This window comes from Streptomyces sp. NPDC052107 (genome assembly GCF_040680215.1).
In the GTDB taxonomy this organism is placed as follows: Bacteria; Actinomycetota; Actinomycetes; order Streptomycetales; family Streptomycetaceae; genus Streptomyces.
Genome location: NZ_JBFAWG010000298.1, coordinates 1 through 1,251, shown reverse-complemented (window position 1 = coordinate 1,251; position 1,251 = coordinate 1). Strand labels below are relative to the sequence as shown.

Below are 1,251 nucleotides of genomic sequence, written 5' to 3'. Positions count from 1 at the left end.
CAGGCCGGTGGCCCGGCTGTCGCGTCGGGTGTGCGCCGGGTTTCGTGTGTCCTGAACGTGGAGGTGGCTTGATGTAGGAGAGCTGCTGAAGCGGTGCTGCATGGCTGATGAAGGTCTGGCCCTTCGGAGTCGCCCTGCAGGGGGAGGCTTCAAACCACCTCGTGCTGCGTTGGTTGACGACCGTCGTGGTGAGCGACGAGGAGAAGGCGCCGATGAGGCGTCAGGTGGGGATCGAGGAGACGAACGCAAGTGAATCGTTGCTGAAGTGCTGAAAGGCGTTGGACGGCATCAAAACCGGGGTGTGGAACCAGCTCCGGGACAAGCCTCGCGGGAGCCTGCTGACTGGCGGGGTGGTGCCTGGCATGTAGACGACGTGACCTCGGTCTGCTGCGGCCATGTGGAACAGGAGAAGGCGTGTCTCGATATGGCCCGTCCTCGGTAGGGGAGGGCGAGAGGGAGTGCTCCGAACGGTCGTGCCGTGAAGGGGTCGAGTACCGATGCGGGGTGCGCTGGCGGACCGGCTCGTAGTAGCGACGAAGCCCCTGTAATGGGGGTGGAGCCAAGGGGCCGGGCTGTCCGTGGCTGTGTGTGTCTGGTCAACCGGAGGTTCTCCGGGAGGAGCCGATGGACAAGCTGAAGTCGCAGGTCAAGCCGTTTGAGATCTCGAAGTGGGAGGTGTGGGAGGCATGGCGTGAGGTGAGGGCGAACCAGGGCGCCCCAGGAGTGGACGGGCAGTCCGTCGAGGAGTTCGAGAAGGATCTGAAGGGCAACCTCTACAAGATCTGGAACCGGATGTCCTCGGGGAGCTACTTTCCGTCCGCGGTGCGCGCGGTGGTGATTCCCAAGCAGCACGGAGGAGGCACGAGAACGCTTGGCGTGCCGTGTGTCGCCGACCGGGTTGCCCAGACCGTGGTGGCCAGGCACCTGATGAGGCGGGTGGAACCGGTGTTCCACCCGGACTCGTACGGCTATCGGCCCGGGCGGTCGGCCCATGACGCGCGGGAGCGATGCCGGCAGCGCTGCTGGAGAAAGGACTGGGTGATCGAGCTCGACATCCAGAAGTTCTTCGACAGCGTCCGGTGGGACCTGGTGGTCAAGGCCGTGGAGGCTCACACCGATGCCACCTGGGTGGTGCTGTATGTCAAGCGGTGGCTGAGCGCACCGCTGCAGCACCCGGACGGCGCCCTGGAACAACGGAACCGGGGAACCCCGCAGGGCTCACCGGTCTCACCCGTGCTGGCGAACCTGTTC

At 65.3% G+C, this 1,251-nt stretch carries 1 protein-coding gene; it reads left to right on the top strand.

The window, feature by feature from the left end:
• Window positions 1–624: 624 nt before the first annotated feature.
• Window positions 625–1,251 (top strand): reverse transcriptase domain-containing protein (locus AB0M27_RS47965; RefSeq protein WP_365732483.1); only part of this gene is annotated, 627 nt, incomplete at its 3' end.